Source organism: Bradyrhizobium sp. Leo78 (assembly GCF_059512425.1).
Genome location: NZ_JCAMOT010000036.1, coordinates 21,006 through 35,417 on the forward strand (window position 1 = coordinate 21,006; position 14,412 = coordinate 35,417).

The window sequence follows — 14,412 nt, forward strand, 5'->3', positions numbered from 1 at the left end:
AATGTCCGTTGCGCCGTGAAGCGGCGTAACGTTCATTCTACAGCGTCGATGATTGGTGCGTGTTTAGATTATTTCTTGCGGAAGCGGTCGAGCCGAACCACCTCGGCGCCTTCGCTCGGCTTGTCCGAGTCTTCCTTTTCTTGCGAATCAGTCTCGGCCGCCGGAGCAGGCGGCGGTGGCGCAGGCGAAGCCGCAGGCAGCTTGGGCTCGGGCTTCTCGGGCGCAACGTCCTCCTCGGACGGTTCGAAATGCAGGCCGAACTTCACGGAGGGATCGAGGAAGCTCTTGATGGCGGCGAAGGGCACGACGAGCCGTTCCGGAATGCCGCCGAACGAAAGTCCGACCTCGAAACGATCGTCCGTCACCACGAGGTCCCAGAACTGGTGCTGCAGGATGATCGTCATCTCCTGCGGATATTGCGCGAGCAGCCGCGGCGATATCTTCACGCCGTCGGCGTTGGAGATGAAGGTGATGTAGAAATGATGCTCGCCGGGAAGTCCGTGCTCCGCGGCGTCCGCCAGCACGTGGCGTACCACCCCGCGCAGCGCGTCGCGCGCCAGCACGTCATATCGGATGTGATCGGTCGCCATGATGGTCCTGTCGCGTTCAAAAATGGCCGGCCGCATGCCGGTCGCCCGACTCGCCTTTAGCTCTATGCTATCCCGGCCACAAGCCAAGGTCAGCAGGCCTTCCGGATCGAATTTGCGGCACAAGCACCCGCTTGGGATGCACGCACTTTACCATGCGAATGTGAAGTGGAGGCTTCTGTTGCCAGGTGCCTCCGAACCCCGCCTAGCGGAGCTTAACCCGCTAGGGCTTTAAAGTGGTCTTTCAAACTGCGTTACGCAGCCTGAGCAACCGGAGCATAGTTGTCGTTGGCAACTATTGCATTGGCCCGATATCGGCGGAACCATACCGAGAAAAAACACGCCCTTTACGCCCTCGTCGATCCTATTTCGCCCCCGCCGGAACCCACGGCTTGCGTTCCGCATGGGCTCTGGTGGAGGCGCCGGGTACCGCCCCCGGGTCCGAATGGTTTATTTCGACGGTCGTTTATTTCCATAGCCGGCAAGCCGGCACCCCCAATATAGGCTGCAAAGCGACGGAAAAACAGACCCTTGGCGGCCCCATCCCGGCGTTTCGTGCATGGAACGGCTTCGGTTTATCGCCTTGGCCGGCAGGATGCGGCATTTTAGGCTCTTGCCATGTCCTCCGATTCTCCGCCGGCCGCCGCTCCCGTGGCGGACCTTCCTGCCTCGACCCCGCCCATCCAGCCCAGCCTGGGGGAACTGTTCGTGGCTTTTGCAAAAATGTCCCTGGCCGGGTTCGGCGGGGTTCTGGTCTGGGCGCGCCGGGGCATTGTCGAGCAGCACCGCTGGATGACCGCGGACGAGTTCAACGAGACCTTCGCGCTGTGCCATTTCCTGCCGGGGCCGAATATCGTCAATCTGTCGTTCGTGTTCGGCTCCCGCTTCCGGGGGCTTGCCGGCGGGATCGCGGCCTTTGCCGGGCTGGTCGGCCCGCCGATGTTGATCGCGATCGTGCTCGCGGCGCTCTACAAGAACTATGGCGAGATCGAAGCGCTGCGGCGGACGCTCGCCGGCGTAGCCTGCGTCGCCGTCGGCCTTCTGCTGTCCGTGATGCTCAAGATGACGATGCCACTGGTCAAGCGGCGCGATATCGCCGGCCTCGTGGTCCTCGTCGCGGTCTTCGTCGCCATCGGGGTGTTGCGGCTGCCGTTGGCAGAGGTGCTGCTGGTCGCCGTTCCCACAAGCCTGGCCGTGACACTGCTGATTCGCCAGCGGGGGCGGCCATGAACGAGCATACGAACCCGATTGCGACGCTGATCTGGACGTTCGGCCTGATGTCGCTGTTTGCCGTCGGCGGTGCCAATGCGGCCATCCCCGAAATGCACCGGATCGCCGTCGAGGTCCGGCACTGGATGACCGACAAGGAGTTCGCCGACGTCTTTGCGATCTCGCAATTGTCGCCGGGGCCGAACGTGCTGATCGTGACCCTGATCGGCTACTCCGTCGCCGGTATCGCCGGTGCGCTGGCGGCGACGCTTGCGATGTGCGGGCCGACCGCGCTGCTTGCCTATTATGTGAGCGGGCTGCTTACGCGCTCGCGCCATTCGCGCTGGCCGGCGATCATCCAGGCGGCACTGGTTCCGCTTTCGATCGGGCTGATGGCCGCGAGCGGGTTCATTTTGGCCCGGACCTCCGACCAAAGTTGGATTGCCGCTCTGACGACGGTGATAACGGCCATTGTTGCCTTTGCGACGCGGCTTAACCCTTTTTGGCTGCTACTGGCCGGGGGCGTTCTCGGTTTCGCTGGCGTTATCTGACGAAAATCGCTAGGCAAGGCCGGGGCAGGTCGCAAATCCAGCCGATAGAATAACAGGGCCCGCGGTGCGGGCACGGAGGAGACATGCATGGCCGAAACGATGGGCCAAACCGCATCAAGCACACGTAACACGAACGCCGCCGTCGGCATTTTGGTGCTGGCACTGGCGCCGCAGCTTTTCGAGCTGGTGTGGTCGTTCGGCACGATCTTCGGACTGGGTACCGGCCGCGGGCCGGCGCAGGTGCTGCTCGCCCATGGCGGGGCGCTACTATCCGCCGCACCCAACGCGGTGTTCGGATCGATCGCCGCCGACGCCAAGAAGGGCTTTTCCTCGGATGTGCTGCTGGCGCTGATTTATTCCTATCCGTTGTTTGCGGTTGCGATCGTCACGCTGTTCGTCAAGATCCGCGCGCCGCAGGATTATATCGGCGGCATCGTGCTGATGGCGCTTGCGCTGCTGGCGCTATGGGCTTCAAGCGACCTGCAGGGCATGCGCGGCTTCTCCTTCGGCGCCGGCACCGCACCGCGGATGTTCGGCGTGCTGCTGGTTGCGCTCGGCGCCGGCATTGCGGTGACGGGGCTGTTCAGCGAGGGACCGGGATTGGCGCATTATTCCTGGCGCGGACCCCTGTTCGTAATGGCCGCAATCCTCTTTTTCGCTCTCGCGATCCGGCCACTCGGTTTGGTGGTGTCGGCGTTTGCAAGCTTCATGATCGCGGCGACCGGATCGCATGAGACGCGATGGGTCGAGGCCATCATCGTCGGCGCCTGCCTGACGCTCGCTTGCGCGCTCCTGTTCCCCTATGTGCTCGGACTGCCGATGCCGATGTTCCCGCGTTTCCTGATCCAGTGAGGGCGTGATGGTCGATCTTTTTGCTAATCTCGCCCACGGTTTTGCCGTCGCCTTCTCGCCGATCAATCTGTTGATGTGTCTGATCGGTGCGCTTGTCGGCACGCTGGTCGGCGTGTTGCCGGGCATCGGCACCATCGCCACGGTGGCGATGCTGCTCCCGATCACGTTCGGCTTGCCGCCGGTCGGCGCGCTGATCATGCTCGCGGGCATCTATTACGGCGCCCAATATGGCGGCTCGACCACCTCGATCCTGGTCAATATCCCGGGCGAGGCGACCTCGGTCGTCACTGCCCTTGACGGCCACCAGATGGCAAAACAGGGCCGCGCCGGCCCGGCGCTGGCGATCGCCGCGATCGGCTCGTTTTTCGCCGGCTGCGTCGCCACCGTCCTGATTGCCATCCTGGGAGCGCCGTTGACGAAACTCGCGCTGGCGTTCGGGCCGGCCGAATATTTCTCGCTGATGGTGCTCGGCCTGATCTTCGCGGTGGTGCTCGCAAAGGGCTCGGTGCTGAAGGCGATCGCGATGATCGTGTTCGGGCTGCTGCTGTCGATGGTCGGCTCCGACATCGAGACGGGCGCGTCCCGCATGGCCTTCAACATCCCCGAGCTCGCCGACGGCCTCGGCTTCGCCACCGTGGCGATGGGCGTGTTCGGCTTCGCGGAGATCATCCGCAACCTCGACCACGGCGCCGAGATGAGCCGCGATCTGGTGCAGCAGAAGATCACCGGCCTGATGCCGACGAGAAAGGACCTCATCGACTCCGCGCCCGCGATCGGCCGCGGCACGGTGCTGGGATCGATCCTCGGCATCCTGCCGGGCGGCGGCGCCGTCATTGCCTCCTTCGCCGCCTATACGCTGGAGAAGAAGCTCGCCAAGAATCCGTCGCGGTTCGGCCGCGGCGCGATCGAGGGCGTGGCGGCGCCGGAGAGCGCCAACAATGCCGCGGCGCAGACCTCCTTCATCCCGCTGCTCACGCTCGGCATCCCGCCCAACGCGGTGATGGCGCTGATGGTCGGCGCGATGACCATCCACGGCATCGTGCCGGGACCGCAGGTGATGCAGAAGCAGCCGGATCTGGTCTGGGGCATGATCGCCTCGATGTGGATCGGCAATCTGATGCTGGTCATCATCAACCTGCCGCTGGTCGGCATCTGGGTGCGGCTGTTGCGCGTGCCGTACCGGCTGATGTTCCCCTCGATCGTGATCTTCTGCGCGATCGGCATCTACTCCGTGAACAACGCCCCGGTCGACGTCATCCTGGCCGGTGTGTTCGGCCTGGTCGGCTATTGGCTGATCAAGCACGATTTCGAGCCGGCGCCGCTGCTGCTCGGAATGGTGCTCGGACCGCTGATGGAGGAGAATCTGCGCCGGGCGCTCCTGATCTCGCGCGGCGACTGGAGCGTGTTCGTCAGCCGCCCGCTGTCGGCGGTGCTGCTGGCGATCGCCGCCGGCCTGCTGGTGCTGGCGGTGTTGCCGACCCTGCGCGCCAAGCGCGACGAGGTGTTCGTGGAGTCCGAGGGGTGATCTGAGACCCAGCCTGCGTCGGCGTGTCGCAGGCGGAAGTCGTATCGACTCCCAGAAGTTGGGTATGAAAAGAAATGCCGGCCGTTTGGCCGGCATTTTCGTTTAACGGACCTCAGGGGATATTGATGAATTGGTATGGTCGCTCGCTTGCGGGTGCTTCTCTCGCGCTGGCAGCCTTGCTGTCGGCTGTTGTCGCGCCGGCGCGCGCGCAGGACTATCCGACGCGCAGCATCACCATGATCGTGCCGTTCGCGGCTGGCGGCCCGACCGACGTCATCGCGCGCATTGTCACCGGCCATATGGCGCAAACGCTCGGCCAGAGCATCATCATCGAGAACGTGGTTGGAGCTGGCGGCACCACGGCGAGCGCACGCGCGGCGCGCGCCGCCAATGACGGCTATACGCTGATCACGGGGCACATGGGGACGCACGCGGCCTCGGTGCCCCTCTATCCCAATCTGGCCTACCATCCGGAGAAGAGCTTCGAGCCGGTGGGGCTCCTGGCCGGCACGCCGATCCTGATCCTGGCGCGCAAGGACTTTCCGCCGAAGGACCTGAAGGAATTCGTGACTTACGTGAAGGCCAACGCCGAGAAGGTCAACGCGGCGCATGCCGGCGTCGGATCGGTCTCCCACGTCTCCTGCCAACTCCTGAACTCGGTCCTCGGCATCGAGCCGGTCGGCGTGCCCTTCAATGGCACGGGCCCGGCGATGAACGCGCTGGTGGCCGGGCAGGTGGACTATATGTGCGACCAGATCGTCAACGCCGTGCCACAGATCAATGCCGGCACCATCAAGGCCTATGCGATTGCGACCCCCGAGCGGAACCCGTCGCTGCCGAACGTCCCGACCACGGCCGAGGCCGGCCTCCCGGCCTTCCAGGCCCAGGCCTGGAACGCGATCTTCGCGCCCAAGGGCACGCCGGCGCCGATCATCGCCAAATTGAACGCCGCAGCCGTCAAGGCGCTGGACGACGAGACCGTCCGCAAGCGCCTGCTCGAGCTCGGCAGCGTCATCCCGCAGCCAGCCGACCGCACGCCGGAGGCGCTGGGGACGCTGGTCAACAACGAGATCAAGAAGTGGACCCCGGTGCTCAAGCCGGCCGGCTAATCGCGTAGCCCCGGGTGGAGCGCAGCGCAACCCGGGACATCTCGCCGTCATTCCGGGGCGTCCGAAGGACGAGCCCGGAATCCATCGGGCGGCATGCGCCGGCGGCGAAATGGATTCTCTGATGTGCAATTGCACATCATAGCTCGCGCTCCGCACGCCCCGGAATGACGGCGAGAAAAGCAAGTGGCGGAACGCGGGTTCCGCCCTTGTCGTTTAAGAATGGGCCATCATTTTTCGGGGTATAATCGCCAGGGAAGGCCGAATCGCCGTGTCGACGGCCGTTTGCGGCCGGTACATTCGCCGTTCCCGAAAGGCCCGAAGCTCACGCCATGAACCAGTATCACGACCTGCTCGAACGCATCCTCGCCGATGGCGCGGAGAAGCACGACCGTACCGGCACCGGGACGCTGTCGATCTTCGGCCACCAGATGCGCTTCAACCTGTCGGCCGGCTTCCCGATGCTGACGACCAAGCGGTTGCCGCTGAAGGCGATCGTGCATGAACTGCTCTGGTTCCTGGCTGGCGACACCAACATCAAATATCTGCGCGACAACGGCGTCACCATCTGGGATGAATGGGCCGACGCCAATGGCGATCTCGGCCCGGTCTACGGTTCGCAATGGCGCTCCTGGCCGGCGCCCGACGGCCGCAGCATCGACCAGATCGCGAACGTGATCGACATGATCAAGCGCAATCCGGATTCGCGCCGCCTAATCGTCAGCGCCTGGAATCCGGCCGACGTCGACAAGATGGCGCTGCCGCCCTGCCACTGCCTGTTCCAGTTCTATGTCGCAGGCGGCAAACTATCCTGCCAGCTCTACCAGCGCTCCGCCGATGTTTTCCTCGGCGTGCCCTTCAACATCGCGTCCTATGCGCTCCTCACCATGATGGTGGCGCAGGTGACGGGACTGAAGCTCGGCGATTTCGTGCACTCGCTCGGCGACACGCATCTCTATTCCAACCATATCGAGCAGGCGCGGCTGCAGCTCACGCGTCCGACCCGGCCGCTGCCGGTGATGAAGATCAATCCCGAGGTGAAGGACATCTTCGCCTTCCGCTACGAGGATTTCAAACTCGAGGGCTACGACCCGCACCCGCATATCAAAGCGGAAGTCGCGGTATGAGCGCTTAAGGATGTCGCTGACAATCCGCCGCGCGCGCGCCGATGAAGCCGGGCTCGTCCATTCGTTGGTTCGCGAGCTTGCCGAATACGAGAAGCTGCTGCACGAGATGAAGGCCAGTGAAGCCGATATCGCCGGCGCGCTGTTCGGCGATAATCCGCGGCTCATTTGCGATATCGCGGAGTGGGACGGCGAACCTGCGGGCTTTGCCGTCTGGTTCGTCAATTTCTCCACCTTCGCTGGAAGCCACGGTATTTATCTCGAGGATCTGTTCGTCCGCCCGGCGCTGCGCGGCAAGGGCATCGGCAAGGCGCTGCTGGTGCATCTTGCCAGCGAATGCGTCGCCAACGGCTGGTCGCAATTGCAGTGGGCGGTGCTCGACTGGAACACGCCCTCGATCGAATTCTACAAATCGCTCGGCGCCGTGATGATGGACGAATGGACGCTGTGCCGCGTCACCGGCCCGGCGCTGCAGGCCCTGGCGGACGGGGCGCGCTGATGGAGATCGTGCTGATCGCAGCGGTTGCCGAGAACGGCGCAATCGGGCGCGACAATGCGATCCCGTGGCGCTTGAAGAGCGACCAGCAGCGCTTCAAGGCCATCACCATGAACAGGCCGGTGGTGATGGGACGCAAGACCTTCGACTCCCTGCGCAGGCCGCTCCCCGGCCGGACCAACATCGTGGTGACGCGCGACGCGAACTATCGCGCTCCCGGCGCGATCGTCACCCAGTCGTTCGAGAACGCCCGCGCGATCGCGCTTGGCGATGCGCTGCGGCGTTTCGCCACCGAGATCGCCGTCATCGGGGGCGCCGAGATCTACGCGCAGTGGATCGAAAGTGCCGATCGGCTCGAAATCACCGAAGTGCATGCGCGGCCGGAAGGTGATACGTATTTCGCCACAATTGACACGGCGAAATGGGAAGAAGTGGCGCGGGTGCGAAATCCGGCCGGGCCGCATGACAGCGTCGATTTTTCCTATGTGACATATCGCCGGCGGATCAAGCGTTAACCCCGCTAGCCAATGTTTGCATTGACAATTATGTCCGCAGGCATAGCTCGTTCAGCTTGGAAGCTTGCGTTGTAAGGGGCCATCCGGTCCCCTATAAAGCCGGGCGACTGACGAGGCCGGGCGTCCATCATCCATCCCGGGCTTGCCGAGGAGAAGCGTTAATGCCGTGGAAGAATCAAGGCGGGGGGCCGTGGGGCTCGGGTCCGAAGGGACCATGGGGCACCGGACCGCAATCGCCCGGACCGCGCCCGCCGGATCTTGAGGACCTCCTGCGCCGCGGCCAGGACCGCCTGCAGCAGCTCCTGCCCGGCGGTCATTTCAGCAGCATGGGGATCGCGCTTGTCGTCGTCGGCGCGCTCGCGATCTGGGGCCTGTCCGGCTTCTTCCGGGTGCAGTCGGAAGAACTCGGCGTCGTCCTGCGCTTCGGCAAGCATGTGCGCACGGTGCAGCCGGGCCTGAACTATCATTTGCCTTATCCGATTGAGACAGTGCTGCTGCCGAAGGCGCTGCGCGTCTCCACCATTTCGATCGGCATGACCCTGATCGACGACCCGGCGCGGCGCGGCCGCACCATGCGCGACGTTCCGGAAGAGAGCCTGATGCTGACCGGCGACGAGAACATCGTCGACGTCGATTTCACCGTGCTGTGGCGGATCAAGCCCGACGGCGTCGGCGACTTCCTGTTCAACATCCAGAATCCCGAGGGCACCGTGAAGGCGGTGGCGGAGAGCGCCATGCGCGAGGTGATCGGCCGGTCGCAGATCCAGCCGATCCTCACCGGCGCGCGCACCACCACCGAGCAGAACGTGCAGGAACTGATGCAGAAGACGCTCGATACCTACGGCGCCGGCGTCATGATCACCCAGGTGCAAATGCAGAAGGTCGATCCGCCGCAGCAGGTGATCGACTCGTTCCGCGACGTGCAGGCCGCGCGGGCCGACCTCGAGCGGTTGCAGAACGAGGCACAGACCTATGCCAACCGTGTGATCCCGGAGGCGCGCGGCCGCGCCGCCCAGATCGTGCAGGCGGCCGAAGGCTACAAGGAGCAGGCGGTGGCGGAGGCCAAGGGCCAGAGTGCGCGCTTCCTGAAGGTCTATGACGAGTACAAGAAGGCCCCCGACGTGACGCGGCAACGCATTTATCTGGAGACCATGGAACGCATCCTCGGTGGCTCCGAGAAACTGGTCTATGACGGCGGCGCGTCGGGCCAGAACAGCATCGTGCCTTATTTGCCGCTGAGCGAGCTGACGCCGCGGCGTCCGTCCGCCACCACTGGTCAGCAGCAGGGCGGAGGCACGCGATGAGGTCCCCCGTCACCGGCATTGCCGCGCTGATCATTCTGCTGGTGCTGGTCATCATCGGCTACAGCTCGGTCTTCACCGTGCAGCAGACCGAGCAGGTCCTGGTGGTCCGGCTCGGCGAGCCCGTCCGCGTCGTCACCGAGCCCGGCCTCAACTTCAAGGCGCCGTTCATCGATTCCGTGATCTCGATCGACAAGCGCATCCTCGACCTGGAAAACCCGTCGCAGGAAGTGATCGCCTCCGACCAGAAGCGACTGGTGGTTGACGCCTTCGCTCGCTACCGCATCAAGAACGCGCTGCGCTTCTATCAGAGCGTCGGCACGATCCAGGCGGCCAACGTGCAGTTGACGACGCTGCTCAACGCGGCGCTGCGCCGCGTGCTCGGCGAGGTCACCTTCATCAACGTCGTCCGCGACGAGCGCGAGAGATTGATGGCGCGGATCCGCGACCAGCTCGACCACGAGGCCGACGGCTACGGCATCCAGGTCGTCGACGTCCGCATCCGCCGCGCCGACCTCCCGGAGCAGAACAGCCAGGCGGTCTACCAGCGGATGCAGACCGAGCGTCAGCGCGAGGCCGCCGAATTCCGCGCCCAAGGCGGTCAGAAGGCGCAGGAGATCCGCTCCAAGGCGGATCGTGAGGCAACCGTCATCGTCGCAGAGGCCAATTCGTCCGCCGAGCAGGTGCGCGGCGAGGGCGACGCCGAGCGTAACCGGCTGTTCGCCGAGGCCTATGGCAAGGACGCGGATTTCTTCAGCTTCTACCGCTCGATGACTGCCTATGAGAACGGTCTGCGCGCCAACGACACCCGTTTCCTGTTGCGCCCGGACTCCGATTTCTTCAAATATTTCGGCAGCGCGGCCGGCCGTCCGCCGTCCGTCGGTCCGTCGGCAGCGGCCGCCGCGCCGAGGCAGCAGTAACCGCATCACGAGGGCGAAGCATCCGCTTCGCCCTTTAGCCAAGAAGAAACGCCCGGACGAGAGGTCGCCATCCGATGAGGTCCATAGCGTTCGCCGACTTCCTCATCGGTGTGGGAATTCTGTTCGTGCTCGAGGGCCTGATGTTCGCGGCAAGCCCGAGCTGGATGCGGCGCGCGATGAAAAGCGCGCTGGCAACCCCGGACAATGTCTTGCGCGTGGTCGGGATCGGATCGGCAGTGGCTGGCTTGATCCTGATCTGGCTGGTGCGGCGGTAGCGGTCGCTGCGAACGCAGGCATCGTCATGCCCGGGCTTGTCCCGGGCATCCACGTTCTTGGCCGCCACAAGGAAAGCGCGTGGATGGCCGGGACAAGCCCGGGCATGACGAAAAAAATCGGCCGCCCGGAACTTGTCGGTCCAACGCGATCGTGAGCCGCAAGGCGCCGGTTTTTCGCCGAAATGGTTGTCTCAAATGCTTGCGCGGCCACCCCGTTCGGGCGCACTGTGGCCCTATATCATACTTCCTGGAGAGAAGCTGACATGACCGGTGCCAGACCCGCCTTGAGCCGTCGCCTGCGCCTGATGGGAGCCGCGATCGCCATCGGCGCCGCCGGCATGCTTGCCTCGGTGCCGGCGGCCTTCGCGCGAGGACCCGACGGCATCGCCGACGTTGCCGAAAAGGTGATCGATGCGGTCGTGAACATCTCGACGTCGCAGACAGTGGAGGCCAAGGGCGGCGGCGCCATGCCGCAACTGCCGCCGGGCTCGCCCTTCGAGGAGTTCTTCGACGACTTCTTCAAGAACCGCCGTGGCCCCGGTGGCGGCAAGGGCGGGGACAAGAACGGCGAGTTTCAGCCGCGCAAGACCAACTCGCTCGGCTCCGGCTTCATCGTCGACACCGCAGGCATCGTGGTGACCAACAACCACGTGATTGCCGATGCCGACGAGATCAACATCATCATGAACGACGGCACCAAGGTGAAGGCGGAGCTGGTCGGCGTCGACAAGAAGACGGATCTTGCCGTCCTGAAGTTCAAGCCGCCGAAGCCGCTGACCGCGGTGAAGTTCGGCGATTCCGACAAGCTCAGGCTCGGCGAATGGGTGATCGCGATCGGTAACCCCTTCAGCCTCGGCGGCTCGGTGACCGCCGGCATCGTGTCGGCGCGCAATCGCGACATCAGCCAGGGTCCCTATGATAGCTACATCCAGACCGACGCCGCCATCAACCGCGGCAATTCGGGCGGACCGCTGTTCAACCTCGAAGGCGAAGTGGTCGGCGTCAACACGCTGATCATCTCACCGACCGGCGGCTCGATCGGCCTCGGCTTTGCCGTGCCGTCGAAGACGGTCGCTGCCGTCGTGGATCAACTGCAGAAATTTGGCGAGCTGCGCCGCGGCTGGCTCGGCGTGCGAATCCAGCAGGTCACCGACGAGATCGCCGACAGCCTCAACATCAAGCCGGCGCGTGGTGCGCTGGTTGCCGGCGTCGACGACAAGGGGCCGGCGAAACCCGCGGGCATCGAGCCTGGCGACGTCGTGGTCAAGTTCGACGGTAAGGACGTCAAGGATCCCAAGGATCTCTCGCGCGTCGTCGCCGACACCGCCGTCGGCAAGGAAGTCGACGTTGTCGTCATCCGCAAGGGCAATGAGGAGACCAAGCGGGTCACGCTCGGCCGGCTCGAGGACACCGACAAGGTGCAGCAGGCCAATGCCAAGACCAAGGATGAGCCGGCGGAGAAGCCGGTGACGCAGAAGGCGCTCGGGCTCGATCTTGCGGCGCTGAACAAGGATCTCCGCACCAAGTACAAGATCAAGGACAGCGTGAAGGGCGTGATCATCACCGGCGTCGATGGCTCCTCCGATGCCGCCGAAAAGCGCCTGTCCGCCGGCGACGTCATCGTCGAGGTCGCGCAGGAAGCGGTCGCCAACGCCGCCGACATCAAGAAGCGTGTCGACCAGTTGAAGAAGGACGGCAAGAAGTCGGTCCTTCTGCTCGTCTCCAACGGCGACGGCGAACTGCGCTTCGTGGCGCTGAGCGTGCAGTAGGAGTTGTCATTGCCGGGCTTGACCCGGCAATCTATCGCTACGCAAAGACTTTTTTCGAAGCTTGATGGATGCCCGGGTCAAGCCCGGGCATGACGGTCGAGGAGCCTACCCCTCCACGAATTCATCCCGCCGATAGCCCTGTGCGTAGAGCAGCGCGGTGAGGTCGCCGTAGTCGATCCGCGCCGCCGCGGCGGCTGCGACCGCGGGCTTGGCGTGGTAGGCGACGCCGAGGCCGGCGGCCTCGATCATGCCGAGGTCGTTGGCGCCGTCGCCGACGACCAGCGTGTCGATGGCATCGAGGTCGAAGGCCTCGCGCAGCTCGATCAGCGTGGCGAGCTTGGCGGCGCGGCCGACGATCGGCTCCTTCACTTCGCCCACGAGCTTGCCGCCTTGCGCGATCAGCTCGTTGGCGCGGTTCTCCTGGAAGCCGATCTTGGCGGCGATGGCGCTCGTGAACAGCGTGAAGCCGCCCGAGATCAGGCAGGTCCAAGCGCCATTGGCGCGCATGGTCATCACCAGTTCGCGGCCGCCCGGCGTCGGCGTGATGCGCTTCTCCAGGACCTCGTCGACCACGCTGACCGGCAGGTCCTTCAATAGCGCGACGCGCTCGCGCAGCGCCGGCTCGAAGGCGATCTCGCCGCGCATCGCGCGTTCGGTGATTTTTGAGACGTGCTCCTTCATCCCGGCGAAATCGGCGAGCTCGTCGACGCATTCCTGGCCGATCATGGTGGAATCCATGTCGGCGAGAAAAAGTTTCTTGCGCCTGAAGGCGCGAGGCTGCACCACAATATCGATCGGCAGGTCGCCGCGCGCCTCTTGCAGGCGGGCTTCGATCGCCTTGATATCCTCGCTGCCGTCAAAGGGGATGTCGATGGCGACTTCGTCGAACAGCCACTCTGCCGCGCCGGGCGACGGCAGGACGGCCAGCGCGCCGTCGACAATGGTGGAGTCGAGCGCCGGATTGGCGGGATTGCAGATGAGGGTGGCGACAAGCGACATGGCGGCGGCTTCGAAAGCTGGGACAAGAGCGGTGCTTATCGCAGGGCCGACCGCCAGCGGCAAGTCGGCGCTGGCGCTCGATCTCGCGCAAAAAGCCGGCGGCGTCGTGATCAACACCGACTCAATGCAGGTCTATCGCGACCTCCGCATCATCACGGCGCGGCCGACGGTCGAGGAGGAGGCGCTGGTCGCGCACCGGCTCTACGGCCATGTCGACGCAGCTACGAATTTCTCCGCCGGCGCCTGGGTCGCGGATGCCGCGAAGGTGCTTTCCGAGGTGCGCGCCGAGAACCGGCTGCCGATCTTCATCGGCGGATCGGGCCTGTATTTCAAGGCGCTCACCCGCGGGCTGTCGGCGGTGCCGCCGATCGCTGCCGAGGTGCGCGAGGTTGTGCGCGAGCGGCTTGAGCGTGACGGCGTCGAGGCGCTGCATGCGGAACTTTCCCGGCGCGATCCCGCCTATGCCGAGCGCCTGAAGCCGCGGGACCGCACCCGCATCGCCCGCGCGCTCGAAGTCGTAGAGGCGACCGGCCGCTCGCTGACCGATTGGCATCGCGACGGCCTGCCCCCGCTATTGCCGCCGGGCGAGTTCTCCGCGCTGTTCCTCGCGCCCGAGCGCGACAAGCTCTATGCCCGGATCGATGCCCGGTTCGAGGCGATGCTGAACGCTGGCGCGCTGGACGAGGTCGCAAAGCTCGCGGCGCGCGATCTCGATCCCTTGCTGCCGGCGATGAAGGCCCACGGCGTGCCGGCCGTGATCCGGCACCTCAAGGGCGAGATCAGCCGCGAGGAGGCATCCGAGATCGGCCGCGCCGACACCCGCCATTACGCCAAGCGCCAATTCACCTGGTTCCGCCACCAATTGCCGGAATTCGAATGGGTGGCGCCGGAAGCGGCGAGGGGATGGGTGGACAGCGTCGTTCCGGGGCGCGAGTGAAAGGAGCGAACCCGGAACCTCCAGATTCCGGGTTCGCGCTGCGCGCACCCGCGTTGTGGGGCCAATCTCGCATGGCTGGGAACAACAATTTCACACTCGCCGAACGCCAGGAACCCCGCTACATTACGAAAAGTCGCGCTGAACGCGTCCCTGCCTTGACATTCGGGCATTGGTCGGTATGGTCGCGCAACCTTTGGGAAGCCTGAGCCGGTCCATGCGTAACATTATTACCAAACTCATCGTCGT

Annotated in this window: 15 protein-coding genes and 1 other RNA gene; 13 read left to right on the top strand and 3 right to left on the bottom strand. The window is 64.8% G+C overall.

Annotation, left to right across the window (positions count from 1 at the left end):
- Nucleotides 1-68: 68 nt before the first annotated feature.
- Both AC5ZG1_RS33115 and ssrA read right to left on the bottom strand, forming a co-directional pair.
- Nucleotides 69-590 (bottom strand): SspB family protein, encoded by a 522-nt coding sequence (locus AC5ZG1_RS33115; RefSeq protein WP_456642512.1) that lies wholly within the window; start codon nt 588-590, stop codon nt 69-71.
- A gap of 164 nt (nt 591-754) precedes the next feature.
- Nucleotides 755-1,117, bottom strand: a transfer-messenger RNA (tmRNA) gene (gene ssrA, locus AC5ZG1_RS33120).
- Between the two features lie 88 nt (nt 1,118-1,205).
- Here ssrA and AC5ZG1_RS33125 point away from each other — a divergent pair.
- The 12 genes from AC5ZG1_RS33125 to AC5ZG1_RS33180 all read left to right on the top strand — a co-directional run bounded on the left by AC5ZG1_RS33125 (nt 1,206) and on the right by AC5ZG1_RS33180 (nt 12,230).
- On the top strand, nt 1,206-1,817 hold the full coding sequence (locus AC5ZG1_RS33125) for a chromate transporter (protein WP_456642475.1): 612 nt from the start codon (nt 1,206-1,208) through the stop codon (nt 1,815-1,817).
- Nucleotides 1,814-2,347 carry a chromate transporter gene (locus AC5ZG1_RS33130; RefSeq protein WP_130227615.1) on the top strand — a complete coding sequence of 178 codons (534 nt, stop codon included), beginning with the start codon at nt 1,814-1,816 and terminating at the stop codon, nt 2,345-2,347. The genes AC5ZG1_RS33125 and AC5ZG1_RS33130 overlap by 4 nt, the downstream gene beginning before the upstream one ends.
- A gap of 87 nt (nt 2,348-2,434) precedes the next feature.
- The gene (locus tag AC5ZG1_RS33135; protein WP_456642476.1) at nt 2,435-3,199 is read left to right on the top strand and encodes a tripartite tricarboxylate transporter TctB family protein; all 765 of its coding nucleotides are present in this window, start codon (nt 2,435-2,437) and stop codon (nt 3,197-3,199) included.
- A 7-nt stretch (nt 3,200-3,206) separates the two neighbouring features.
- On the top strand, nt 3,207-4,724 hold the full coding sequence (locus AC5ZG1_RS33140; RefSeq protein WP_028161791.1) for a tripartite tricarboxylate transporter permease: 1,518 nt from the start codon (nt 3,207-3,209) through the stop codon (nt 4,722-4,724).
- 125 nt (nt 4,725-4,849) lie between these two features.
- Nucleotides 4,850-5,833 carry a tripartite tricarboxylate transporter substrate binding protein BugD gene (locus tag AC5ZG1_RS33145; protein ID WP_130227617.1) on the top strand — a complete coding sequence of 328 codons (984 nt, stop codon included), beginning with the start codon at nt 4,850-4,852 and terminating at the stop codon, nt 5,831-5,833.
- A 329-nt stretch (nt 5,834-6,162) separates the two neighbouring features.
- A complete protein-coding gene (locus AC5ZG1_RS33150; RefSeq protein ID WP_456642478.1) occupies nt 6,163-6,957 on the top strand; it encodes a thymidylate synthase in 795 nt (264 codons plus the stop codon).
- A gap of 10 nt (nt 6,958-6,967) precedes the next feature.
- Nucleotides 6,968-7,453 (top strand): GNAT family N-acetyltransferase, encoded by a 486-nt coding sequence (locus AC5ZG1_RS33155; protein ID WP_496135330.1) that lies wholly within the window; start codon nt 6,968-6,970, stop codon nt 7,451-7,453.
- Complete coding sequence (locus AC5ZG1_RS33160; protein ID WP_496135360.1) at nt 7,453-7,965, top strand: dihydrofolate reductase; 513 nt, start codon at nt 7,453-7,455, stop codon at nt 7,963-7,965. The genes AC5ZG1_RS33155 and AC5ZG1_RS33160 overlap by 1 nt, the downstream gene beginning before the upstream one ends.
- Nucleotides 7,966-8,126: 161 nt before the next feature.
- On the top strand, nt 8,127-9,269 hold the full coding sequence (gene hflK / locus AC5ZG1_RS33165) for an FtsH protease activity modulator HflK (RefSeq protein ID WP_130227623.1): 1,143 nt from the start codon (nt 8,127-8,129) through the stop codon (nt 9,267-9,269).
- Complete coding sequence (gene hflC, locus AC5ZG1_RS33170) at nt 9,266-10,186, top strand: protease modulator HflC (protein WP_456642480.1); 921 nt, start codon at nt 9,266-9,268, stop codon at nt 10,184-10,186. The genes hflK and hflC overlap by 4 nt, the downstream gene beginning before the upstream one ends.
- A gap of 74 nt (nt 10,187-10,260) precedes the next feature.
- Nucleotides 10,261-10,461, top strand: a complete 201-nt coding sequence (locus AC5ZG1_RS33175) for a DUF2065 domain-containing protein (protein ID WP_130227625.1) — start codon at nt 10,261-10,263, stop codon at nt 10,459-10,461.
- Between the two features lie 263 nt (nt 10,462-10,724).
- Nucleotides 10,725-12,230, top strand: a complete 1,506-nt coding sequence (locus AC5ZG1_RS33180) for a Do family serine endopeptidase (protein ID WP_130227626.1) — start codon at nt 10,725-10,727, stop codon at nt 12,228-12,230.
- A 105-nt stretch (nt 12,231-12,335) separates the two neighbouring features.
- On the opposite strand, the gene serB is transcribed toward AC5ZG1_RS33180, so the two are convergent.
- A complete protein-coding gene (gene serB / locus AC5ZG1_RS33185) occupies nt 12,336-13,229 on the bottom strand; it encodes a phosphoserine phosphatase SerB (protein ID WP_130227627.1) in 894 nt (297 codons plus the stop codon).
- Here serB and miaA point away from each other — a divergent pair.
- A complete protein-coding gene (gene miaA, locus AC5ZG1_RS33190; protein ID WP_456642514.1) occupies nt 13,228-14,166 on the top strand; it encodes a tRNA (adenosine(37)-N6)-dimethylallyltransferase MiaA in 939 nt (312 codons plus the stop codon). The genes serB and miaA overlap by 2 nt on opposite strands.
- Nucleotides 14,167-14,412 lie beyond the last annotated feature (246 nt).

What these genes read in the sequence shown, in the direction of transcription:
- AC5ZG1_RS33175 (WP_130227625.1), top strand. Translation starts at nt 10,261, where the DNA reads ATGAGGTCCATAGCGTTCGCCGACTTCCTCATCGGTGTGGGAATTCTG.
- AC5ZG1_RS33145 (WP_130227617.1), top strand. Translation starts at nt 4,850, where the DNA reads ATGAATTGGTATGGTCGCTCGCTTGCGGGTGCTTCTCTCGCGCTGGCA.
- hflC (WP_456642480.1), top strand. Translation starts at nt 9,266, where the DNA reads ATGAGGTCCCCCGTCACCGGCATTGCCGCGCTGATCATTCTGCTGGTG.
- hflK (WP_130227623.1), top strand. Translation starts at nt 8,127, where the DNA reads ATGCCGTGGAAGAATCAAGGCGGGGGGCCGTGGGGCTCGGGTCCGAAG.
- AC5ZG1_RS33140 (WP_028161791.1), top strand. Translation starts at nt 3,207, where the DNA reads ATGGTCGATCTTTTTGCTAATCTCGCCCACGGTTTTGCCGTCGCCTTC.
- AC5ZG1_RS33180 (WP_130227626.1), top strand. Translation starts at nt 10,725, where the DNA reads ATGACCGGTGCCAGACCCGCCTTGAGCCGTCGCCTGCGCCTGATGGGA.
- AC5ZG1_RS33115 (WP_456642512.1), bottom strand. Translation starts at nt 590, where the DNA reads ATGGCGACCGATCACATCCGATATGACGTGCTGGCGCGCGACGCGCTG.
- AC5ZG1_RS33150 (WP_456642478.1), top strand. Translation starts at nt 6,163, where the DNA reads ATGAACCAGTATCACGACCTGCTCGAACGCATCCTCGCCGATGGCGCG.
- AC5ZG1_RS33155 (WP_496135330.1), top strand. Translation starts at nt 6,968, where the DNA reads ATGTCGCTGACAATCCGCCGCGCGCGCGCCGATGAAGCCGGGCTCGTC.
- AC5ZG1_RS33160 (WP_496135360.1), top strand. Translation starts at nt 7,453, where the DNA reads ATGGAGATCGTGCTGATCGCAGCGGTTGCCGAGAACGGCGCAATCGGG.
- serB (WP_130227627.1), bottom strand. Translation starts at nt 13,229, where the DNA reads ATGTCGCTTGTCGCCACCCTCATCTGCAATCCCGCCAATCCGGCGCTC.
- AC5ZG1_RS33130 (WP_130227615.1), top strand. Translation starts at nt 1,814, where the DNA reads ATGAACGAGCATACGAACCCGATTGCGACGCTGATCTGGACGTTCGGC.
- miaA (WP_456642514.1), top strand. Translation starts at nt 13,228, where the DNA reads ATGGCGGCGGCTTCGAAAGCTGGGACAAGAGCGGTGCTTATCGCAGGG.
- AC5ZG1_RS33125 (WP_456642475.1), top strand. Translation starts at nt 1,206, where the DNA reads ATGTCCTCCGATTCTCCGCCGGCCGCCGCTCCCGTGGCGGACCTTCCT.
- AC5ZG1_RS33135 (WP_456642476.1), top strand. Translation starts at nt 2,435, where the DNA reads ATGGCCGAAACGATGGGCCAAACCGCATCAAGCACACGTAACACGAAC.